Here is an 18,180-nt window from a genome sequence, read left to right as displayed (position 1 = left end):
CCCGGGGAAGGCCCAGGCGAAAAAGCTTCGCAGTGGTACGCTTTGTCTGGTATCATTATCTCACTTTGCCGTTGAATGTCCATTCAGTCTTTGTACGCGGTCAACACTCCCAGCCGCTGAAAATACGAATCGCGGCCCCGGTTGTCCAGTCGCACCCATTGATTCGATCAGGACCCCGGATTCAAGGGATTCGGAAACGTTGCCGGCATTCTTTCCGCCATCATCGGTGAGGACCGCGAGAGTTCCCGGGACAGAGAGATGAGTCGTGCTGCAGCCAAAAACCCGTCTCCAAATTCAAACGCTCCTGCTTTCCTGGTTCGATGAGAACCAGAGGCCTCTTCCATGGCGGGAGAAATACCGTCCATACGAGATTTGGATCTCCGAAATCATGCTCCAGCAAACGCAGGTCAAGACGATGCTTCCCTACTTCCGCCGCTGGATGGAGCGTTTTCCGGACGTGCAGTCGATAGCGGACGCTCGGGAGGATGAGGTCCTGAAGCACTGGGAGGGACTGGGGTACTATTCTCGGGCCGTCAACATCCGCCGGACCGCCGAAATCATCGTCAGGCACCACGGCGGGACTTTTCCGAAAGCGCACAGCACCATTCTCGGCATGCCGGGCATCGGCCCTTACACGGCGGGCGCCATTTCCAGCATTGCGTTCAACGAAGACCGCCCATTGGTTGACGGCAACGTGGAGCGAATCCTTGCCCGTCTTTTCAACCTCGATACACCCGTCGAGGAAAAGAATACGCGGAAGTTCATATGGAACACGGCCGAAGAGCTCATTCCCGCAGGCCGGGCGCGGCAATTCAACCAGGCGTTGATGGACCTGGGAGCGACCGTGTGCCTGCCCCGCCGGCCCGCCTGCGAAAAATGTCCCTTGAACGGCCTTTGTGAGAGCCGTCGCATGGGGACGGCGGATCGACGGCCTGTCACCAACAGGCGCAAGGATATCGCCTCCATCGAAGTCGCCGTCGGAATCCTGCACCACAGGGGGAGAGTGCTCATCCAGAAGCGGCCCGCCTCGGGACTGATGCCCAACCTGTGGGAGTTTCCGGGAGGCAAGATTCACCCGGGCGAATCTCCCGAACAGGCGCTGATCCGGGAATTCCGGGAGGAATTGGAGCTGGAGGTCCGTTGCCGCGAGCGGCTCGCTTCGATCAGGCACAACTACACGTCCTTCAGGGTTCTCCTGCACGCATTCCTGTGCAGGCCGGCGGATTCCCGTCCGAGACCCGTTCTTCGCAGTGCGGTCGAAGCGCGATGGGTCGTGGTGGAGGAACTCGACCAATACGCCTTTCCCGCGGCCAATCGAAAGCTGATCGACCTGGTGTCCGGGAGAAAGCCGGCGGCGGCCCGAAATCATCGTCCGGAGCCTCGGAACGACGACGCAGAGGACGGAGCGAACGTCGTCCTGCTGAAGAAATGACCCTGCCGGTTGGCGCGGGAAAAGGAATTTTGCCGGTCGAAGTCACGTCGAACTGTCGTTTCCCGTCATGGGGAATGGAATCCGAACGGGGAGAGCGTTGCCTATGCACCACTTCTATTCCAGAGCTTTGGCGGTCTGGTTGTCCCTGCTTGTGCTTGCGGGGTGTTCCACCCTTGAGCCGAAACGGGGCACGGCCACAATGGAGCCTCCCGCATCGTTCAAAGTGGGAGACATCGTGGAGACTAAAACCGGAAAGACCCTCCCTGTCCACGCGCTGATGGAACAGTTGGCCCGGGCGCGGATCGTTTACGTGGGTGAAGCGCACACCAGCATCGAGGATCATCGGGTGCAGCTGGAGCTTTTCAAGAGGCTTTCGGCAGCCAACCCTCATCTCTGTCTGGCCATGGAGATGTTTCCTCGAACTGCCCAGCCGATTCTCGACAAATACGGGGCGGGCGAACTCTCCCGGGAGCTGTTGCTCAAAGAAACCCGGTGGGAAAAGGTATGGGGGCATCCATTTCGACTGTATGAGGCCATCGTGGAAGCGGCCCGCTCCGCAAATGTCCGGATCGTCGGGCTCAATGCCCCACCCGACGTCGTGAGCAAGATCGCCCGGGGGGGCATCGCATCGCTCTCCCCGGAAGAGCGGAGCAACGTCGCACGGGACTTTCACCTGGATGAACCCGGCAATCGCCTGCGACTCCACGGGGAATACGTCCGGCACATCAGGGGGGAGATCAAAGACTTCGAAACCTTCTACGAGGCCCAGCTCGCATGGGAAGAAACCATGGCCCAGACCCTCGCGGAAACCCTCAGAACCCTTCCCCGGGAAGGCCAGATAGTGGTCCTCATCGGCAAGGGTCACATGACCAAACGGCTTGGAGTACCCTATCTGACGGCCAAGCGCGCGGAGCACCCCCACAGAACCGTCGCGCCCCTCCCCTTCGACCACCTGGGAAGCGTCGTCGACCCGGACGTCGCGGATTACGTGTGGATCACGGACAAGGCGGACTCATCCCACAAGGGGCGGCTGGGCCTTATGGTGCGGACATTGGATGATGGGAGGGGACTCGAGGTCCTTTCAGTCGTCGCGGGCAGTATCGCCGAGCTCGCAGGGATTCTGAAAGGGGACGTCATCTTCATGATCGACTCCGTCCCGGTCAAAAGCCTGGACGACCTGCACCGGGCAATGGCACGGGAAGGCACGGGAAACCACAGGATTTTCATCAGAAGGGGCAAGCGGGAAATGTCCGTGCCCCTTCCCGCGGGGCCTTAACCCTGGCCGCGCGAACGGGGCGAGGCGCCCGGAGAGGAACAGCCGTTGAGTTCCTCCCGTTGCTTCTTCTTGCCCAGATGCAGGGTCACCGTACCGAACCAGTAGTTGCCAAGCCGCTCGATAGCCGTCACGAGCTCGTCGAACGACAGAGGTTTGGTGATGTAAGAATTGGCCCCCATGTCGTAGCTCTGGCAAATGTCCTCGTCCCGTATGGACGTGGTCAGGACCACCACCGGAATGCGGCGCAGGGCGGGATTGGACTTGATCTCCCGGAGGGCTTCCCGGCCGTCTTTTTTCGGCATGTTCAAATCCAGCAGGATCAAATCCGGAAGCGGAGCAAGAGATTCGTCAGAGTAGGCGCCTCGACGGCAGAGATAATCCATCAAAGCTTCACCGTCCCGGACACAGTGGAGCGCATTTCGCAAACGGTTCTCATTGAATGCATCCCTTACAAGCATGCAATCATCTTCGTCATCGTCCGCCATCAGTATGGTGAACCTCTTTTGCTTCCCGCTCATTTCCCTCCCTTCCGGCCTGGCCTATCGGCGCGGTATGACGAACGCGACGCCCCTCCGGGGACACTTTCAACCGCGGTGCCGGTCGCCGTCACATCCCCGGAGATTCATCCGCACCCGGAAAGCAATACGATAATGAATTAAAGAGTTCGCATATCTATTTGACATTCTACACCGTGTTTTAATATATGCCTAATGCAATTTTTCTCCCTCCAGCACGGCAGCCTATTTGACCCGGCAGCCACAGTGTTCGATGCCGGAAATCCTCCCGACAGATCCACCTGTGCGCCCGTCGTTCAGGCGACGGCGGGAACCACATTTCTTCTCAACCGAGCCGGCTTTCGGCCGGCGCGGGGAGAGGTGTTACGGGCAGGCGCCCACGCAACGTCGGCCACGGATAGACGTGATTCCATAAGGTGTTCTTCAGATTGATTCAAATACATATGTTTGGCCGTAAATACGCTTGACCGAGCGCCGACTCTATATTAAAAAATGTTAATATTTGCCTGGTCAAAGCATATGAAGCTTGGTTCAGCCCAAGAATCCCGCAGTTACTCGATCTTTCGAACAGCTTCTAAAAGTGGGAGTCAAGGGGCCGTATGAAGGACTTCAAGCCATGCAGTGGTTTCTCTTGGCAGGAGGAGGCAGGAAATGTGGTGCGTCCGGTACGGCGGCAACAAGTGTCCGGCGTGCGGCAGGCCGGGTTCCAGGGTGCATCGCAGGGGGTGGATGCGCTTCTTCCCGGGAAGCCGACTGTACAGATGCTCGACATGTCGCCGCCATTTCCTGGTGCTTCCATTCATTTCGGTGATCGTCCGTCGCCGCAGCCCCAAGACGGTTCGCCTTCCCGCATCGATGCGCGGCCGGCCCGAAAACGCGCAAAACGACCTCGCCTCGAATCGCTGAGCCGCTTCATTTTCTTTCGAATACCGTCTTGCGAGTATCCCGGCCGGACTGCCGTTGCAGGTCGGCTTGTTCAGTGAGGCTTGAAAACGCCATGGTCGCCCCGTCTCACGAAGCCTGTGTCACGAAGCCTGTTGAAAAAATCCCCGGGAAAGGTTAGCTTCATGGCCGCGGCGGCGGGATTTCGATGGTGATGCCGCTTGGCAATCGTCTGGGAGCCGGCATGGAGATTCCCGAATGACAAGAAGAAGCAAACAGGCTTGGGGGGCGATGGCAGCCGTGACCACGGTTCTCGCGGTGGTTCTGGCCGTTCCATGGTCAATCGGCGCCTCTGACGCGGCGCGTAAGGGTTCCGGGCACCCGCATTCGCTCAAACGGCAACTCGACGCCGTCATGCGCGGCTATCCGGGCAGCAGCGTGGTCTCCCTGGATGAAAAGCGCAAGTTCGTTACGGTGGCGCTCGATGAGAGAATCGGCTGCATTTCGGAAGAATGCAGCAAGATGACCGGCGAGCTGGCCTACAAGATAGTTTCAGCCGACAGGGAGTTGATCATCCTGTTCAAATTTGCCAACGGCGATTCCTTTTACGTGGACTACGCGGAAGCGAAGCGAATGTACCAGACCTACAGGGGGGGCGGTTCAGCCGTGGAGGACGAGGGGGAAGACGCCGGCCGGGGACCCGACAGGAGAATCTCCGAGGAACTGGCCAAAAGGGGGATCAAGGAACAGTAAACCTTGGCAGGCGTTTTCGCTCCGCGCAGACTTCCGACGCAGACCCCTTCGCCGCCCGGTACATCAAATATCGAGAATGACCGTCGCTTCCCAGCCCGACGCGGTTCGCTCCACCCGGTAACGGTGCAGCGTGACCGCTTTCACATCGACGGCCAGGTCGTGTTTCGCCGGATCGAGCTCTTCGCCGGCAGCCTCGGCGTCCAGGGTAAAGCAGCCTTCCCGCCCTTCGATTCTGACATCGCGCACCCTCAGCAGAAGCCGCTCGGCGTCCTTGAAGAAGATCAATTCCTGGAGCAGCTCGAAGAGCAGCATGTCGACGGCGTCCGCCTCCACGTGAATGGCCTTGCCCAGAATCCCGTCGATGGTATCGAGATCGGACACCATGACATTCATGGTGGCGTCGGCGGCCGAGACAAACAGTTCTTCCAGCGTTAGCCCGCGAGCCTCGAAGGCCACGTCCGCCGTGGCGATATCCTCCAGGTATTCATAGCTCATCCCGCACCTCACAACCTTTGAGGCCGGCCAGGATGGCTTCGCGGAATGTGTTGAGACCCCGGCCGATGAACACGAGCTGGGTTCTGTCGGCGGGAAACGCCTCGATGTCGACCCGTCCCACCACGAAGTTGAACAGATAGCTGCCTCCCGGAAAGCGTGCAAATCCCTTGGCGCGGTAGACGCATTCCGGAAGCTCTGAAACCAGTTTGTGGAATTTCCGATCATCGAGCAGGACTCGCGAAGTGAAAACGAACGACTGGAACTCGGGCTCACCGCGTCTGCTGGTGAACACGGGGTGGTTTTCGAGCTCGAGGCCGAACAGGAGAAGGGGGTCCACATCGCAACCGACGGTCTTGAAAAGCACCGCGTTGCGGTTGAGCCCCCTGACCCGGGCTTCCACCTCCTTTACGTCGGCCGTCGCCACCAGGTCGATCTTGTTGATCAGGACGATGTGCGCCGCTCTCAGATGGTTCCGGGCGGTGTGCCCCACATGGGGATGACGGACACTCATGTAAGCGTCGACGATACAAACCACGCAGTCGAGCCGCACGTCCGGCAGGTTATCCTCGACCTCGAACACCAGGGCATCTGCCTCCGCCAGCCCGGTGGCTTCGACGATGATGCATTCGGGCCGGACCTTTTCGATGATTTCCCTTATCGCCGCCTCGAATTCCCCCGTCATGGAACAGCACACGCACCCGCCGGCAAGCTCTACGATCTCGATGTTCTCCCCCTGTATCACCCTGCTGTCTATAGGAATCTCGCCGAATTCGTTCATCAATACGGCCATCCGCCGGCCTCCGGCGCGCAGGATCCTCCTGACCAGGGTTGTCTTGCCGCAGCCCAGCGATCCGGTGATCAATGTAAGGGGGGTTCTGGCTTCCATGGCGCAGCTCTGTCCTCTACGGCCGCATCGGCCCGGATCGTTTCATCCCTTGACATTCCCCACGGGAATCAATCGTGCAACCCGTCTGCTGATACCGGCCAGTTCGGTGGCGCCGACCACCTCGTCGATGTCCTTGTAGGCGGGACCGGCTTCTTCCGCCAATCCCGAGAAGGAAACGGTCCGCACGTAGATGCCTCGCCCTTCCATATCCCGCTGGAGTTGCTTGCCCTGGAACATTCTTTTGGCCTGTTTTCGGCTCATGGTTCGGCCGCTGCCGTGCGCGGTGCTGAAGAAGGTCTGGGAACCGGTCTCGACTCCTGCCAACAGGTATGAGCCTGTCTCCATGCTGCCTCCGACAATGACCGGTTGTCCCGTATTCCGATAGACCGGCGGCAGCGCGTGGGCTCCCGGGCCGAACGCACGAGTGGCTCCCTTGCGGTGCACCAGGAGCTGCCGAGGCTGCCCGTCAAGGATGTGTTCTTCGAGCTTGGCCGTGTTGTGGGCGACATCGTAAACCTGGTGAAGCCCCATTTCGGCGGGATCGCGTCCGAACACATCGGAGAATACCTCCCTCACCCGGTGCAGAATGACCTGGCGGTTGGCAAAAGACATGTTGACGGCGCATTTCATGGCGGCAAAGTAATCGCGGCCTTCCGGGGAATTGAACGGAGCACAGGCCAGCTCACGGTCCAGAATCCTTATGCCGTACTTCTTTTCCATGACTTTGAGAAACAGCTGCAGATAATCCGTGGCCACCTGGTGACCGAAGCCCCTGCTCCCGCAATGAAACATGACGGCCACCTGTTCGGGCAGGGTGATGCCGAAGGCTCGCGCCAGTTGAGGATCGAAAATGTTCTCCGGCTTCACCACCTGGATCTCCAGGTAGTGGTTGCCCGAACCCAGGGTGCCGATTTGTTTGTATCCTCGCTCAACGGCCTTGTTGCTGATTTTGGACGCATCGGCCCCCGAAATGCAGCCGAATTCCTCGGTGCGCTCCAGGTCTTCGTCCCATCCGTAGCCGTTCCTGACGCACCAGCGGGCACCTTCCTCCACCACGCGCCGGAATTCATCCTGCGAAATCTTGAGCAAACCCGTGCTGCCCACCCCCGCGGGAACCCTCTCGAAGAGCCGGTCCACCAAGTCTCGCAGTCGCTCCCTGACCTCTCCGAAGCTCAGATTGGTCAACACCAACCGCATCCCGCAGTTGACGTCGAACCCGATGCCGCCGGGCGAAATGACCCCCGAACGGGCATCCATGGCCGCCACCCCCCCGATGGGGAAACCGTAACCCCAGTGCCCGTCGGGCATGCAAAACGCATGGCCCACAATCCCGGGAAGGGTGGCGACGTTTGTCACCTGGTCGATCACTCCGTCGTCCATCTCCCGGATCAGCCGCTCCGTGGCATATATCCGGGCGGGCACGCGCATGCCGTCCTTGTAGCTCGAAGGTATTTCCCATACGGTATCGGAAACTTTCTTGAAGTCTCTCACCGAGGCCACTCGGATCACCTCTCTTTCATTCATTCCGGGAAATTGTCCGCGGCAAAACGACTTGGCGGCAAAACGACCGGTCCCCGGCGCAAACCACCCCTCTTCCGGGAACCCGTTTCCCGATCGGCCCCGCGTGAGGTCGGCTCGAGCCGGTAAGGCACCGGTACACATTGGACTCACTGCTTCTTGTTACTAATATATGACTCTGCCCGAGATTGTCCAGCAGATCGGAACCGGGCCGGGAACCAGGGTCAACCGGGACTGGATTCGACCGGCGAAAATAGCCCCCGTAATAATGTTCTTGACAGCCGGCCGATTGTCCTTTTATTTTGAAAAAGTATCGCACACTTGAGAAAGGGAAGCAGAGATGTCGGTTTGCGGTTTCTTCTTTTATTATTGCTTTACCAACAGAAAGCGGTGACCTGCATCGACTGTTTACGCGCTTCGTCAGCCAAGAGCCGCAGGTCCCGCCTGCGGCTCTTTCATTTGTGTCCCCGGGATTCGATGCGTGCCCGGGATTCGATGCGGAAGACACCGAGGTGTGCCGGACCTTTCCGGAGGAAATCGCCCTCTACCGGAGAAAGGAAGACGTGTGAAAGAGGCCTGGGTCAGACTGGATCGGTGGTCCAAGGACATGGTGACCACGGCCCTGGAAAGCGGTGCGGACGCTCTTGTCGTGCCCGCAGGCCTGGAAAGCGGGATCAAGGCTCTCGGCCGCATCACCACCGTGAGCCCGGACGGGGACCTCAAACCGGGTGTGGACGTGTTCTTCGAAATGCTCGATTCCCCCGCGGATGAAGCGAGAATCGTGCAGTCCCTTGGCCGGGGCCGCATTGTTATCGGGGCCTCCGGTTCCTCCGCGGGCAACACGTCGGAGGAAGCCCCGCGCACAACCCCGTGGGAAATCATTCCCCTGGAAAACCTCCTCGCCCGCGGCGGCGACATCCTTTTGCCCGTCCGCACGATCGAGGAGATCGATCTGGCGCTGGGCATACTGGAAAAGGGCGTTCGGGGCGTGGTGATTCAGGCTTCGACGCCGGGGGAGCTGAAGGCCATGATCGCGCGTGTGAAGGCCGCCGAAGAAAAGGTTTTCCCGACGGTCGCCCGCATCACGGCAATCCGCCCGGCAGGGATGGGCGATCGGGTCTGCGTCGACACGTGTACGCTCATGACGGAAGGCGAGGGGCTGCTGGTGGGCAATTCGAGCGGTTTCCTTTTCCTGGTGCAAGCCGAATCGAAGCCGAACCCATACGTGGCGCCGCGGCCTTTCCGGGTCAATGCCGGGCCGGTCCACGCCTACGTCAGGGTGCCGGGGACGTTGACCCGCTATTTGAGCGAACTGCATTCGGGGGACGGCGTCTGCGTTGTCGACGGCAAAGGTTCTGCCCGGGCAGCAACGGTGGGACGCGTGAAAATCGAACGTCGTCCGCTGCTTTTGATTGAGGCGGACTGCGAAGGGGTCACCGGTTCGATCCTTTTGCAGAACGCCGAGACCATACGGCTCTCCAGGCCGGATGGTAAGGCCGTTTCGGTGGCCGGGCTCGCCGTCGGAGATTCCGTTCTCGTGTGTCTTGAGCGGGCGGGCAGGCATTTCGGCATCCGGGTGGACGAAACGATTCGGGAGAATTGAACGGGGAATGGCGCGGGACATCGAAGCCTTCGGGTCCCCACGGCGCGAAGACCGCTGTGAAACCCGATTCGAGGGCGGTACCGGACCACGTCGCGAAACGACGATCAGGGGAGAAACACGTGCAAGAAGAACTGGAAAAACTGCGACAAGCCATAGACGGCATCGACACCAACCTGCTGAATCTCCTCAACGCCAGGATGGAACTGGCCCTGCAGGTGGGACGGCTCAAAGCGGACAAGGGCTTGCCCCTGTTTCATCCGGAACGCGAGGAAATCATTTTCGACCGCCTCAACCGCCTCAATCCCGGGCCTCTGTCCGAGTATTCCCTGCGTTCGATCTACCGTGAAATCTTCTCCGCTTCCCGGATTCTGCAGGTTCCTTTGCGCGTGGCATTCCTCGGTCCGGAATGGACCTATTCCCACCTGGCGGCGCTTTCTTTTTACGGCCACGCCGCCCAATATGTCGCGTGCCCGACCATCGAAGACGTTTTTGACGCTCTGACCAAGGGCAAGGTGGACACCGCGGTCATTCCCATCGAGAATTCTCTCCAGGGCGGGATCGGACTCAGCATGGATCTCCTGTACGAAAAGGAAGTGAACGTGGTCGGCGAGTGCTACCTCGAAATCGCCCACTACCTCTGCGGACGCGCAAAATCCATCGACGACGTCCAACGATTGTACGCCCACCCGCAGACCCTGGAACAATCCCGGCAATGGCTCATGGAAAAGCTCAAACACGCCGAACAGCACGAATGCGCATCCACGTACGGCGCCGCGCTCCTGGCCCGCAAAGACCCCGCCGGAGCAGCCATATGCAACCTTTACGCCGCGCGGCACTATGGGCTGCCCATTCTTGCCGAACGCATCGAGGACCACGCCGGGAACACCACGCGCTTCCTGGCGCTTGCAGACCACCACAATCCCAAGACCGGCAAGGACAAGACCTCCGTGCTCTTCGCCGTGGCCGACCAGCCCGGCGCGCTCTTTTCCGCTCTGAAACCTTTTTCACGCAAGGCGGTGAACATGAGCCGCATCGAATCGCGCCCCAACCGCATGATGCGGTGGCAGTACCTGTTCTATGTCGATTTTGAAGGACACGCGGACGACGAAGAGGTAAAAGAAGCGTTGGCGGAACTCAAGAATCACGTGTCTTTTCTGAAAATCCTGGGTTCGTATCCGCAAAAGGACCCGATGCACCCCATCCGCCCGGAAAACGAAAGGATCAGGGGCCTGGATTCAATCAACGCGGATGCGAAGATAGGATAAGAGCCGGCATGTTCGAATCAGCCGATACCCGGACCGCATACGCCGGGGAGACCTCAAAGGCGATGCGCGATCCCTTCGGGAGCCATGGTCCATGAGTCTAGCACATTCCCTGATTTGCGGCTGTCTCATGAGGGAATCCACGGAAGACACGGCTCGTTTTCTCGAGTATCCGGGGATCGGCCTTGTGGAATGGCGACTCGACGCCCTGCACGGCATCCACACCCGCAATGGACTGGACGAGGCTCTTGCCGGGCTGTCCCTGCCCGGGCGTCACCCGGTGATTGCGACCGTCAGGCCTGAAAGGTTCCGGGGAGGATTCCGCGGCACCGAGGAGGCTCGTATCCGGGCGCTCGAGAGGACCGTTCGGGCCGGAGCGGAATGGATCGACCTCGAAGACGATCTGCCCGAAGACGTATTGTCCCCGTTTCGTGATTCCGCGGCGAGGGTCGTGATTTCTCACCACGATTTCGATGGGACCCCGGCTTCCGATCCCCTCAAACACCGGGTGGAACACCTGGCAACGCTCGGGGCGCATGTTCTCAAGATCGCCACCTATGCCCGCACCGTTGAAGACAACCTCCGCGTTCTGGAGCTCATCCCTTTTGCCCGCAAGCAGTTCGGCGCGGAGACGATCGCGTTTTGCATGGGGCCCACGGGCCGCTGGAGCAGGCTCGCCTGCCTGTTGATGGGAAGTCCCTGGACGTATGTCCGGTTCCCGGAACTTCCCGCATCTGCGCCGGGGCAATTCACCGTGGCCCAAATGCAGACCCTGCTCGAGATTGTCGGAGCGGGGTGAGGAGAACCTTTCAACTTTCCTGCGGGAGTCGCCTCGATGATAAAACCTGTTCAGACCGAGCTTTACGCCGTGATCGGCAACCCTGTCGCGCACAGTCTGAGCCCGGTCATGATGAACGCCGCCTTCAGGAGCATGAACGTTCCCGCGACGTACCTGGCTCTGCAGGCGGATGAACTGCCGGAGGATCTGGAGACGCTGGCCCGGTTCGGATTTCGGGGGTTGAGCGTGACTCTGCCCCACAAAGAGCTGGCCTACCGGTTGGCCGATCACGTGGACGACATGGCGAGAACCATCGGCGCCGTGAATACCCTCATGAGGGAAGGCTCCGCCTGGATCGGCTGCAATACGGACTGGCTGGGCGCCACAAAGGCGCTGCGCCGGGTGACCGAGCTCGAAGGCAGGGAGGCGCTCATCCTCGGAGCCGGTGGAGCGGCTCGCGCCGTGGCTTTCGGGATGAAGAGGGAAGGCGCCCGGGTGACCATTGCCAACCGGTGTGTCGAGAAGGGAAAGGCCCTCGCCAAAAGCTTCCGATGTGACTTCATTCCCCTCGCGATATTGGATCGGGCGCGTTTTGACCGGCATTTCGACGTGGTGGTTCAATGCACTTCGGTGGGACTGCAGGGCACGATCCCGACCGTCCTGGTCAGCGACTCCTTTTTCGAGCCCGGAATGGTGGTCATGGAAACCGTCTACCGCCCATTACGAACACCTTTTCTAAACGCTGCAAAACGGGCCGGCGCCACCATCGTTCACGGCACCGACATGCTCGTCTACCAGGGGGTGGCCCAACTGGAATGGTGGCTGTCGCGGCCCATCCCGGAATTCCCTTGCGTGGCGGCCATGAAGCAAGCCATCCACGAAGTTCTGTCAAAGGAAAAGAATGCGCAAGACGATTGAACCCATCTCGGGAATCAAGGCGCAACTGTCCGTACCCGGCTCGAAATCCATCACGCATCGCGCCCTCATGCTCGCCGCCCTGGCCGATGACGAAAGCGAGATACGAAACCCCCTGGTCGCCGATGACACCACGATCACGGCCGATGCACTGGTGCAAATGGGGGTCGGTGTTCAGTGGAAGCCGGGAAGCGTCCTCGTCGCTCCCCCCTCCAAACGCTGGTCGCAACCTTCGGAACCCATTCTGCTGGGCAACAGCGGTACGAGTACGCGGCTCCTGCTGGCACTTGCCGCCACAGGAGTCGGGGATTTCACTTTCGACGGCGCCCCACGGCTGAGGCAACGTCCGGTGAAGCCTCTCGTCTCCGCCCTCGAAATGCTCGGGGCACGGTTCGACTGCACCGAAACAGATGGATTCCTGCCTCTGCGGGTGATTGCGCACGGACTGTCGGGAGGCAAGGTCCTGGTCGACGCACGCCAGAGCGGCCAGTTTCTTTCGGCCGTCCTGATGGCAGCGCCTTGCGCCGGGGGGGAAGTAACGGTAGAATGGTTGGAGCCGGTGGCCTCCTATCCTTATGTCGCCATGACGCTGGCCATGATGGGCGAACGCGGCATCGATTTTCGCAAGGATCGCGCGAACCGGGTCATCGTCCCCGCTCCTCAGAGGTATGCGGGCGGCAGGTGGACCGTCGAAGCCGATTGCTCGTCCGCGTCCTATCTGTGGGCGGCCGCCGCGCTGACCGGCGGGGATGTGCTCACCCATCCCCTCTCCCCGGACAGCCTGCAGGGAGACTGCCGCTTCCTCGGAATCCTGGAACGGATGGGGTGCCGTGTCACCTGGGAGGAAGACGGAGTGCGCGTCGTTTCATCGGGTGAGCTGCGACCGGTGGACCTCGATTTGAACGAAATGCCCGATATGGTGCCCACGTTGGCGATATTGGCCGCTTTTGCAGGCGGGGTCAGTCGAATCCGCAACGTGGCGCATCTGCGGGTGAAGGAGTCGGACCGGCTACAGGCGGTTTCCTCGGAGCTGGGCAAGCTGGGGGTTCCGAACCGCGAGCTTCCGGACGGCCTGGAGATTCGTGGCGGCGCGGCAACTTCGCCCAAAGTCGGCATCGATCCGCACGACGACCATCGAATTGCGATGGCCTTCGCCGTGGCTGGGCTTCGTGTCGGGGGCGTGGAAATCGAGGACGCGGAAGTCGTGGCCAAGTCTTTTCCGACCTTCTGGGAGACTTTCGAAAAGTTGAAGTCATGAAACCCTGTGCTTACCGAACGATCCTTTTCCTGACGGCCCTGCTGATGGTCCTGCAACCTCATCCCGCGAAGGCGGGTGAGTCGGACTTCGCTTTTCACAACCATCTCCGGAAACTCCAACAAAGTGCCGGCCAGGTCGGAATCCAGGTGCTTTCCCTGGCCCCGGTCAAGGTCATCTGGGAATTCCGGTCCGAAGAGCCTCTGGTCCCGGCGTCCCTGGTCAAAGTGCTCACCAGCTACGCCGCTCTGAAATACCTGAAGCCGCAGTACCAATTCCGGACGTCCCTTTATGCGCTCGATGAGCCGCGGGGGGATACCGTCCGAGGCCACCTCTGGATCAAGAGCACGGGGGATATTTTCCTGCTGGGCGAAAACCTGAAGGATATGGCGCTCCGCTTGAAGGAGCGCGGCATCCGGTTCGTTGAGGGCGGGGTATTCGCGGACAACAGCTTCTTCAACCCGCAGGCTGAACAGATCTGCCTGGACGAACGGTGTGCGAGCAGCTACAACCCTGTGGTCTCGGCGACTTCCATCGAATTCAACACGATCGCCTTCACAGTGTCGGGGGGAGCCAAATCGGGCACCGCCCCTCAAGTGAGCTGGTTCCCTCCGGGCGATTACGTTCAAGTCGACAATCTGGCCAGGACGGCCTCCAAAAAGGCCGCCAGAGTCGGCTTGGCGGTCCGGTCGGCCGGCATGACCGGGACGGGACGGGAACGATTCCGCGTCACCGGGAAAGTCGGCCCCAGGAGGAATTTCGAATACCGTCTGAACGTCGACGACCCGGCATCTTTTGTGGCTCGTTCCTTTAAGGAGGTGCTTCGCCGGGAGGGAATCGAGGTCCGTGGCGCCGACGCCGGGCCGGGGACGGTCCCTCCCGGGGCAAAACCCCTGGTGACTCATGAATCCCGAGCCCTGGGGGACATCATTTACGGACTCAATCGCTACAGCAACAATTTCATGGCCGAGATGCTCCTCAGAAGCCTGGGCGGGCTGGTCCTCGGGCCGCCGGGAACGGTTGACAAAGGGGTCGAGTTGGTCCGGAAGTCACTGGTCGGCCTGGGCGTTCCCCCACACGAGGTACAGTTGAAGAGCGGGTCCGGGCTGAGCCGTGAATGCCGGGCCAGCGCCCGGGCGTTCTGCACGCTCCTCGCAAACGCATATGCCGATCCGTCCATCGAACCGGACTTCATTTCCTCGTTCGCAACGAACGGCAGTGAAGGAACCCTGCGCCGCAGGATCTGCAAACCGGACGTCGAGGTGCGAGGCAAAACCGGAACCCTGCGGGATGTCGTCGGCTTTGCCGGTTATGTCGCCGGCTGCGGCAGGGGCCCGTACGTGGTCACCGTCATTCTCAACGACGTGAGCAACATCGGAGAAGCAAGACGCGCGCTCGACGGATTCCTGGAACAGGTGCCCCTGATCGCACCCTCCATGTAGAGCTCCGTGTGGATGGCGCACGGCACGTGAGCGCGGCCTTCCGCGCCGGGGCCCTCGTTCCGGCGAACCCTCACCAGCCGATGGGCGCATCGAGCATCGACGACATCCTCGTCCTCCTTGCAGGCAACCTTGAGCCGGAAGCTCCGAGCAGAATATGAGCGCGGCCGTCGTCATGCTCGCGCGCGGGAAGGACGGAACCACCCGCGCCCTCCGCCAATGGAATCTCCATGAGGATCGCGATTCTATCGGACATCCATGGAAATCTCGAAGCGCTGGAACAGGTGCTCGAAGATCTGGACCGACAACGCCCGGACAGCGTCGTCTGCCTCGGAGACAACGTTGGGTACGGCCCGAATCCTGAAGAAGTGCTCAACATTGTGCGGGAGCGCCGAATGCCGTGCGTGATGGGAAACCACGAGCTCGGAGTCGTGGACGCGCAGTACCTGGGCTGGTTCAACCCCCTTGCAAGAACATCGCTTCTCATCACCCGACAGCTTTTGTCCTCGGGCTCTCTGGAATACATACGGGATTTGAAGCCATTCCTCATCCATGAAGAAGGGCTCTTCGTCCACGGCTGCCCCCCGGATTCCGTCACGCGCTATCTCTTCGAAGTGTCGAACCGGGCGATGGCGGGTCTTTTCCAGCGGATGACACAAGCCGTCTGCTTCGTCGGTCACACCCACGACCTGGAACTGGTCACCTTCGACGGTGCCCGAATACGCCGCATCGCCCTTGGAGAAGGCGTGGTGCAGCTGGCCGAGGGATGCCGCCACATCGTCAACGTCGGCAGCGTGGGGCAACCGCGGGACGGGAACAACAACGCCAAGTACGTGATCTGGAACGTGTCCGCGAACAGCGTCGAAATCCGGTTTTTGCCCTATGACATTCCCCGGACGGCGGAAAAGATTCTTCGCCTGGGTTTTCCCGAGATCAATGCCCTACGATTGTTTTGATGCCGGCGCGAGAGGGCCGGAGAAGGGTGCGGATCGAGTGTCCTTCGCCTTGGAGAACCGGGGCTTTTCGAAGGCGATAGAGGCCTTGCGGGCGCCGGGCGGGCTCCTGCCCGAGGCCGTCCGAGGCGGCAGCGGATCGGTTGGCGCAAGGGGGCGGGGCACCTTGATTTGAGACATACACGGGTGCTTCGCGGGTCCCGGCAATGACGACCGGTCGATGGATGCTCGGGTATCACTCCCTGGAAGGGCCCAGGGGCCAGTCGCAAGGAAGACTGCGCAGGAAGTCCGGCACACCGGAGAGGGCGTGCAAGGCGACTTGGCTCAACCCCTCGCCGTGGTCGAAATCCACTCCCGGCGCCGTCACCAGCCAAGCGGGCGGGGTCTTGTGGTAGAGGTAGCGAGCATAGGCCATCAGGACCTCAGGGCTTACATGATGGCCCATGCTCGCGGAAGGATTCTCGGGGGGAGGCAACGGACGGGTCTGCACCTTCAAATTGTCCACGCCCGGATCGACGACTCTCGTGTCCACGAACACCACGGCCGATACCTGCTCGCCGGCAATGGTCTCAGCCAGCTCCGGCGTCAACTGATGGACGCTCTCGAGGTGCACCTCGAGCCGGCGGTCTTTCCAGACCCGTTCCAACACTTCGGCGAGCACCAGGCCTGCGCCGTCGTCACGGCGCAGGCTGTTGCCGTATGCAATGATCAGAATCATCCGGGGGCCTTCAGGTTCCTAGTCCCGCACGCGTTCCTCAACCAACTCCCCTTTGGAATCCACCAGTTGAATGTGCAGCGGCATCTGGCCGACGGCATGCGTCGAACAGCTCAGGCAGGGGTCGTAGAGCCGAATGCCGTGCTCCACACGATTCATCAGACCTTCGGTGATCTCCTTCTTGCCGTTCATGTACGCCCTGGCGATCTGGAGTACCGTTTTGTTCATGGCCTGGTTGTTGTTTCCAGTGGCCACGATCAGGTTCACCTTCTTGATGATTCCATCCTCGTCCACATCGTACTCATGGAACAGAGTGCCGCGCGGGGCTTCCATGATTCCGACGCCCTTTTCCTCGTTTGCCCCGCCGTAGTGACGCAGGCGGCCGCCGATGAGGTCCGGATCCTCGACCAGTTCGGCAATCTTCTCGAGAGAAAACATGATTTCGATCAGCCGCGCATAGTGGGAGTGGAAACTGCTGGTGACCACCCTCCCGCCATCGCCCAGCCGCCTGAACTGCCTCAATTCCCGATCGGCGCGAGGAGTGCCCGCGAAGTCGCAGATGTTCAGCCTGGCCAGCGGACCGACCCGATAGAGACCGGCGTCCGTGCCGTATCCGCCCGGTTTGTAGTATGGGAACTTCAGGTAGCTCCAATCCTCCACGGCTTCCGCGATGATCTCACGGTAACGGTCGTTGTGGAGTCCGGGCTCGATGATCCGGCCGTCGGAATCCATCACCCTCAGCAGACCGTCATAGTGTTCGAGGCCGCCCTCCGGGGTCACCAATCCTATGAATTTGCTTGGGAAATCTCCATAGGTTTTCACTTCGGCAGAGAATTTGTCGTAGTTGTCCTTGAGCAGGTCCAGGGCGATTTCCGTCGTCTGAAAGGCCTCGGGAAGCATCGCCTTGATCTTCTGCACGTTTTCGGCACTCAGCGCTTCCCGGACACCGCCCGGGACGGCCCATGCCGGATGGACGCTCTTGGTGCCGATCATGCGGATGATTTCCTGTCCGAACTGGCGGAGGCGTATCCCTTTGCGAGCCAGGTCGGGGGCCTTCAGAATCAGGCCGACCACGTTACGGGTGGCGGGCTCGCTCTCCATTCCCAGCAGAAGGTCCGGGGCGCTCAGGTGAAAAAAGCTCAGCGCATGGCTCTGCGTATACTGGGCATGGTTGATGAGACGGCGCAGCTTGTTGGCGGCCGGGGGAATCCTGACGCCGGCGATGGCGTCGCAGGCCTTGGCCGAGGCCAGCATATGGCTGATCGGGCAAATTCCGCAGATGCGCATGGTGATTCCCGGCATTTCAGGGTAGGTCCGTCCCACACAGAATTTCTCAAATCCACGGAATTCCACCACGTGGAACTTGGCGTCGGCCACCTGACCGGCGTCGTCCAGCTGAATCCGGATTTTACCGTGGCCTTCAATTCGAGTGACTGGATCGATCGATATAGTCTGTGCCATACTTGTCCTTCTTCACAAGCGGATTAACGGGTTTGCACCGGA

Annotated in this window: 17 protein-coding genes; 11 read left to right on the top strand and 6 right to left on the bottom strand. The window is 60.6% G+C overall.

The window, feature by feature from the left end; all coding sequences use genetic code 11:
- Nucleotides 1-265: 265 nt before the first annotated feature.
- Together mutY and SFUM_RS14155 are read left to right on the top strand one after the other, a co-directional pair.
- On the top strand, nt 266-1,432 hold the full coding sequence (mutY, locus tag SFUM_RS14160; RefSeq protein WP_011699578.1) for an A/G-specific adenine glycosylase: 1,167 nt from the start codon (nt 266-268) through the stop codon (nt 1,430-1,432).
- A gap of 103 nt (nt 1,433-1,535) precedes the next feature.
- On the top strand, nt 1,536-2,708 hold the full coding sequence (locus SFUM_RS14155; protein WP_011699577.1) for a ChaN family lipoprotein: 1,173 nt from the start codon (nt 1,536-1,538) through the stop codon (nt 2,706-2,708).
- On the opposite strand, the gene SFUM_RS14150 is transcribed toward SFUM_RS14155, so the two are convergent.
- A complete protein-coding gene (locus SFUM_RS14150) occupies nt 2,705-3,226 on the bottom strand; it encodes a response regulator (RefSeq protein ID WP_011699576.1) in 522 nt (173 codons plus the stop codon). The two genes, SFUM_RS14155 and SFUM_RS14150, sit on opposite strands and share 4 nt — an antisense overlap.
- Before the next feature lie 596 nt (nt 3,227-3,822).
- Here SFUM_RS14150 and SFUM_RS14145 point away from each other — a divergent pair.
- Nucleotides 3,823-4,206, top strand: a complete 384-nt coding sequence (locus SFUM_RS14145) for a hypothetical protein (protein ID WP_150109522.1) — start codon at nt 3,823-3,825, stop codon at nt 4,204-4,206.
- 157 nt (nt 4,207-4,363) lie between these two features.
- Nucleotides 4,364-4,858, top strand: a complete 495-nt coding sequence (locus SFUM_RS14140) for a hypothetical protein (protein WP_011699574.1) — start codon at nt 4,364-4,366, stop codon at nt 4,856-4,858.
- Between the two features lie 63 nt (nt 4,859-4,921).
- Here the strand turns inward: SFUM_RS14140 and SFUM_RS14135 are convergent, their stop codons facing one another.
- Genes SFUM_RS14135 through SFUM_RS14125 form a run of 3 tightly spaced genes read right to left on the bottom strand, consistent with a single transcriptional unit; the run spans nt 4,922 to nt 7,763 of the window.
- A complete protein-coding gene (locus tag SFUM_RS14135) occupies nt 4,922-5,353 on the bottom strand; it encodes an archease (RefSeq protein ID WP_011699573.1) in 432 nt (143 codons plus the stop codon).
- On the bottom strand, nt 5,343-6,239 hold the full coding sequence (locus SFUM_RS14130) for a CobW family GTP-binding protein (protein ID WP_011699572.1): 897 nt from the start codon (nt 6,237-6,239) through the stop codon (nt 5,343-5,345). Before SFUM_RS14130 ends, SFUM_RS14135 begins: the two co-directional genes overlap by 11 nt.
- Nucleotides 6,240-6,281: 42 nt before the next feature.
- Nucleotides 6,282-7,763 (bottom strand): RtcB family protein, encoded by a 1,482-nt coding sequence (locus tag SFUM_RS14125; RefSeq protein ID WP_011699571.1) that lies wholly within the window; start codon nt 7,761-7,763, stop codon nt 6,282-6,284.
- A 559-nt stretch (nt 7,764-8,322) separates the two neighbouring features.
- Here SFUM_RS14125 and SFUM_RS14120 point away from each other — a divergent pair.
- From SFUM_RS14120 to SFUM_RS14090, 7 genes are all read left to right on the top strand, one after another.
- Entirely contained in the window at nt 8,323-9,360 is a 1,038-nt protein-coding gene (locus SFUM_RS14120) for a 3-dehydroquinate synthase II (RefSeq protein WP_011699569.1), read from the top strand.
- Between the two features lie 119 nt (nt 9,361-9,479).
- Nucleotides 9,480-10,625, top strand: a complete 1,146-nt coding sequence (pheA, locus tag SFUM_RS14115; RefSeq protein ID WP_011699568.1) for a prephenate dehydratase — start codon at nt 9,480-9,482, stop codon at nt 10,623-10,625.
- Nucleotides 10,626-10,716: 91 nt separating this feature from the next.
- Complete coding sequence (locus tag SFUM_RS14110; RefSeq protein WP_011699567.1) at nt 10,717-11,421, top strand: type I 3-dehydroquinate dehydratase; 705 nt, start codon at nt 10,717-10,719, stop codon at nt 11,419-11,421.
- 36 nt (nt 11,422-11,457) lie between these two features.
- Nucleotides 11,458-12,318 (top strand): shikimate dehydrogenase, encoded by an 861-nt coding sequence (aroE, locus tag SFUM_RS14105; RefSeq protein WP_011699566.1) that lies wholly within the window; start codon nt 11,458-11,460, stop codon nt 12,316-12,318.
- Nucleotides 12,302-13,573 carry a 3-phosphoshikimate 1-carboxyvinyltransferase gene (gene aroA, locus SFUM_RS14100; RefSeq protein ID WP_011699565.1) on the top strand — a complete coding sequence of 424 codons (1,272 nt, stop codon included), beginning with the start codon at nt 12,302-12,304 and terminating at the stop codon, nt 13,571-13,573. Before aroE ends, aroA begins: the two co-directional genes overlap by 17 nt.
- Nucleotides 13,570-15,012 carry a D-alanyl-D-alanine carboxypeptidase/D-alanyl-D-alanine endopeptidase gene (gene dacB, locus SFUM_RS14095; RefSeq protein WP_041440589.1) on the top strand — a complete coding sequence of 481 codons (1,443 nt, stop codon included), beginning with the start codon at nt 13,570-13,572 and terminating at the stop codon, nt 15,010-15,012. The genes aroA and dacB overlap by 4 nt, the downstream gene beginning before the upstream one ends.
- Before the next feature lie 227 nt (nt 15,013-15,239).
- Nucleotides 15,240-15,965: a metallophosphoesterase family protein gene (locus tag SFUM_RS14090; protein ID WP_011699563.1), complete on the top strand. Its 726-nt coding sequence runs from the start codon at nt 15,240-15,242 to the stop codon at nt 15,963-15,965.
- A gap of 232 nt (nt 15,966-16,197) precedes the next feature.
- On the opposite strand, the gene SFUM_RS14080 is transcribed toward SFUM_RS14090, so the two are convergent.
- Both SFUM_RS14080 and SFUM_RS14075 read right to left on the bottom strand, forming a co-directional pair.
- Nucleotides 16,198-16,680, bottom strand: a complete 483-nt coding sequence (locus tag SFUM_RS14080; protein ID WP_011699562.1) for a hypothetical protein — start codon at nt 16,678-16,680, stop codon at nt 16,198-16,200.
- 18 nt (nt 16,681-16,698) lie between these two features.
- The gene (locus tag SFUM_RS14075) at nt 16,699-18,138 is read right to left on the bottom strand and encodes a Ni/Fe hydrogenase subunit alpha (protein WP_011699561.1); all 1,440 of its coding nucleotides are present in this window, start codon (nt 18,136-18,138) and stop codon (nt 16,699-16,701) included.
- Between the last annotated feature and the right edge of the window lie 42 nt (nt 18,139-18,180).

The sequence above is a fragment of the Syntrophobacter fumaroxidans MPOB genome, assembly GCF_000014965.1.
GTDB lineage: Bacteria > Desulfobacterota > Syntrophobacteria > Syntrophobacterales > Syntrophobacteraceae > Syntrophobacter > Syntrophobacter fumaroxidans.
Note: the sequence above shows the minus strand (reverse complement) of the source record. Positions and strands in the feature narration are given on the sequence as shown.